This is a genomic window from Embleya sp. NPDC005575 (genome assembly GCF_040605455.1).
Taxonomy (GTDB): domain Bacteria; phylum Actinomycetota; class Actinomycetes; order Streptomycetales; family Streptomycetaceae; genus Embleya.
Genome location: NZ_JBEXCV010000310.1, coordinates 1 through 3,802, shown reverse-complemented (window position 1 = coordinate 3,802; position 3,802 = coordinate 1). Strand labels below are relative to the sequence as shown.

Sequence of the window (3,802 nt, the reverse complement as noted above, 5' to 3'; positions counted from 1 at the left end):
CATGGACCTCGACCGGTTCACCGGAGCCGCCCAGCGCCGTGCCGAAGGTGCAGCCGACTCGGGTCCGGTCCACGAGCTGGACCTGGACGCCATCCGGGCCGATCTCCTCGACGATGCCGGCGTCGACCGAGCGGTCGAGGTGTTGTGGCCGCGGCTGGTACCCGGTGACCTCGTGAATGCGCTCCTGACGAACGCCGACGCTCTCGCCGAGCGCTTGCCCCGATTGACTGCGGAGGAGCGGTCACTTCTGCTGCGCGATCCGGACCACCCGTGGACCAATGCCGATGTGCCGTTGCTGGACGAGGCTGCGAGCCTGGTCGACGGCCCGCCGGAGCGGACGTACGGGCACGTCGTCGTCGACGAGGCGCAGGAGCTGACCGCCATGCAGTGGCGGATGATCATCCGCCACTGCCCGGCAAGGGCGATGACTCTGGTGGGTGACTTCGCCCAGGCCGGCCCGGTCGCGACAGCACGCGACTGGAAGGAAGCACTGAGCCCGCACGTCGGACCGCGGTTCAAACTGCACAACCTGACCGTCAGCTACCGCACCACGCAGGAGATTCTGGAGAGCGTCCGAGAGCTGCTCGCGCGGATCGCTCCGGACCAGAAGCCGACACGGTCACTGCGAAGCGGTGAGAGCCCTCGCACCGTGACCACGCCTCCGGACGGGTTGGTCATCGCCGTCGCCCAGGAGCTCCAAGCCCAGAGCACCGCGTACCCGGGCGAGCTTCTGGGAGTGATCTGCGCGGACACGAGGGTGGGCGAACTGACGGCCCAAGGCATCGCACAACACGCACGCATCGTGCCTGCATCCGAGGCACGCGGCCTGGAATTCGACGGTGTCGTCGTCATGAACCCCGAGGAGATCATCACGGCCCACCCCGGTGGGGAAAGGGACTTGTACGTAGCCTTGACCCGGGCCACCAAGCGCCTCTGCACGATCACCGTCCAGCCCGCCTGACGGATCAGCGCCCGCGTCGTTGCCGCAGGCGCACCCGGTGCGGTACGGACACCGGCCCGCGCGCACGGGGCTGCTCGCCGCCTCACCGCTCGCGGCCGCACCCGGCATCACGCGGCCTGGTCCACGAACTCGCGTACGCCGCAGTCTTGGTCGCTCGCGGAGACGTGCGGGCACCGATGGGCCTGTCGGGATCGGAGCCGCCTCGCCGGCTCCAGGTTCGCGCCGCGATGATCCGGGTCGAAGACCTCAGCCGGAGCATCTCTTGATCACAACCGAATACGCGTACTAGACACACTCCGTCGCGGGCTCCGGCCGGGGTGCTTCGAGGAAGCGGAGCACCTCGGCGAGCACCGTGGCGTCGCCGAGTACCCGGTTGTGGCCCAGGCCCCGGGTGACGAACAGCCGGGCCTGATCCGGGTAGGCCGCCGCCAGTCGATACCCCTGATCGGCCACCGCCATGACGTCGTCCTCGTCGTGCACGACCAGGATCGGCACCTGCACCGGGCCGGCTCCGTAGGACGCGGAGAACCGCTGCCAGATGGCCGACTCCGGCGCCAGGAGCCGAGCGTCCGCCCGCTCCCGCACCGATGCCTTGACCCGTGGGGCGAGGTCGAGCTCGGCGCTGAACCGGTCCAACAGGTACTCCATGTCGCACACCCCGGCCACCGCCACCACTCGCTCGGCCCGCACGCCCGATCGCAGCGCCTGGAACGCGCCGAGCACACCGAAGGAATGTGCGAGCACGGCCCGGAAGTCGCCGTACCTGTCCTGGAGTCGGCGAGCAATCTCGGCGTATTCCAGGACGGTCGTACTGGTCCCGCCGGAATCCCCGTGTCCCGGCGCGTCGAAGCCGATCGGGGTCAGCCCGCGAGCCCGCAACTCCTCGACGAACGGCGCGAATCGCGAGGCGCGCGACTGCCAGCCGTGCAGCAGGAGTACCGGTTCGGCGCCGTCGCCCCACCGATAGGTGACCACCCGCTTGCCGCCGATGTACATCGTGTCGGTGATCGCGAACATGTGCGCCGAACGCTCGGCCGGCCGCACCCGACCGCGGACGAACGGGCGCCGGAACAGCAGGTACGCGAGTGCGCCGGCCGCTCGGGGCGACAGCGCGCCGGTGGCCCGCAGCGTGATCCGCGCGGACGCCTCGACGGCAGTCATGCCGGCCGCCGGTGCGGCGTGCGACCGAGCAGCGCGACAAGACGCTCCCCCGGTGTCGCGTCCACCGGCGGCTCGACCGCGCCACCGAACGCGGCGCCGGGCTTGCCCAATTCCCAGCGCTCGGAAAACGCCAGGGCGCGCAGCGCGAGCTCGGGCTCGACGGTGCCGGGCAGGCCGATCGTGCGGGCGACGTCCCAGGCGTGCACAAGGTTGTCCACGAAGTGCATCGCGATTGCGACCGAGCCTTGGAACGTACCGAACTCCCCTACAAGCAACGGCCGTTGCGGCACATCGGGACCGGACAACGCCGCCGTCACAGCCACCGCCGAAGCGGCGAAGTCGAGCCACGGATCCTCGCCGAGCGAGTCGTCATGCCAGACGTCCAAGTCCGTGGCGCCGGCGGCCGCAGCGATGAAGCCTCGATTCTCCGCGACCATGTGGCCGAGCAGATCGCGCAGATCCCACCCTTCGCACGGGGTGGGCAGATCCCACTGGTCACGCCGAACGAGCCGAAGCGTATCGAGCACGACCACGGTCGCCCGGCGGTCCAACGCTTGCACGTCGAGCTCACCGCCGTCGACGACGGGGTCGGTGGTGACGGGTGTTCCGGTATCGGTCATCAGGCGCCTCCATGGGCGAGGGCGGGTGGGCGCGTGGCCGGTGGGCGCCGCGGCGGGGAAGCCGGTCACGGGAAAGCGTGCGTCGCAGAATACTGCACGACCGGTCGTACTATTTAATGACCGTCGAGACCCTGTCAAGGCGGACCGAGGGATAATCGACGGCGATCGGTCGAACGACCGTCCGGCTGATCCACTGATCCACTGATCCGCTGATCCGCTGATCCGCCGAACCGCCGGAGGTAGGAGTGGCCGTGAGCACGTCCCCGACGGATGGGCGGGTCCGCAAGGGCGATCGCACGCGGCAGGCGATCGTCCGCCGCGCCGCGGACATCGCGTCCGTCGAGGGGCTCGAAGGGCTCTCCATCGGCAGGCTCGCGGGCGACCTGGAGATCAGCAAGAGCGGGGTGTTCGCGCACTTCGGATCCAAGGAGGAACTCCAGCTCGCCGCGATCGGCGCGGCCGTCGACATCTACATCGAGCACGTCGTCACCCCCGCGCTCGCCGCGCCCGCCGGCCTCATCCGGCTCTGGCGCCTGACCGAGGGCTGGATCGCCTACTCGCGCGACCGGGTGTTTCCCGGCGGCTGCTTCTTCTTCAACGCCTCGGCCGAGTTCGACGCACGGCCGGGTCGAGTCCGGGACGCCCTCGCGGGCGCCTGGCGGGGCTGGCGCGAACTGCTGACCACCGAGGTCGAGGCCGCGAAGGCGATCGGCGAGGCGCCGGCCGACCTCGACGCGGCCCAACTCGTCTTCGAACTGATCGCGTTCCTGGAGACCGCCAACGGCATCAGCATGCTGCACGACGACACGAGCGCTTACACCCGAGCCGGCGCCGCGATCCGCACCCGCCTCCTCGACGCAGCCACCGACCCGACCGCCCTCGGCCCCCTCCTCACGGACCGGTAGCCCGGCCCCCGCTCGGGCCACGAACCCGGCAGCATGGGCTCGGCCCGAGCCCTACGCCGCATCGCCCGGCTCGGCGGGGCCGCACCACCCGGTACCGCACCTCACCGCTCCGGCGTCGTGGCGCGGTGAGGGGCCGGCGCGGGCCCGCCGCCGCG

3 protein-coding genes and 1 pseudogene are annotated in these 3,802 nt (G+C 70.8%); 2 read left to right on the top strand and 2 right to left on the bottom strand.

Going from position 1 to position 3,802, the window contains the following annotated elements:
* Positions 1 to 961 (top strand): annotated as a pseudogene (locus tag ABZS54_RS42465) (ATP-dependent DNA helicase); the annotation flags it as partial.
* Between the two features lie 285 nt (positions 962 to 1,246).
* Here the strand turns inward: ABZS54_RS42465 and ABZS54_RS42460 are convergent.
* A complete protein-coding gene (locus ABZS54_RS42460) occupies positions 1,247 to 2,122 on the bottom strand; it encodes an alpha/beta hydrolase (RefSeq protein WP_355548671.1) in 876 nt (291 codons plus the stop codon).
* Positions 2,119 to 2,742, bottom strand: coding sequence for a TIGR03086 family metal-binding protein (locus ABZS54_RS42455; protein ID WP_355548669.1), 624 nt, complete (start codon positions 2,740 to 2,742; stop codon positions 2,119 to 2,121). The genes ABZS54_RS42460 and ABZS54_RS42455 overlap by 4 nt, the downstream gene beginning before the upstream one ends.
* Before the next feature lie 251 nt (positions 2,743 to 2,993).
* On the opposite strand from ABZS54_RS42455, the gene ABZS54_RS42450 reads away from it, so the two are divergent.
* Positions 2,994 to 3,647 carry a TetR/AcrR family transcriptional regulator gene (locus ABZS54_RS42450; protein ID WP_355548667.1) on the top strand — a complete coding sequence of 218 codons (654 nt, stop codon included), beginning with the start codon at positions 2,994 to 2,996 and terminating at the stop codon, positions 3,645 to 3,647.
* Positions 3,648 to 3,802 lie beyond the last annotated feature (155 nt).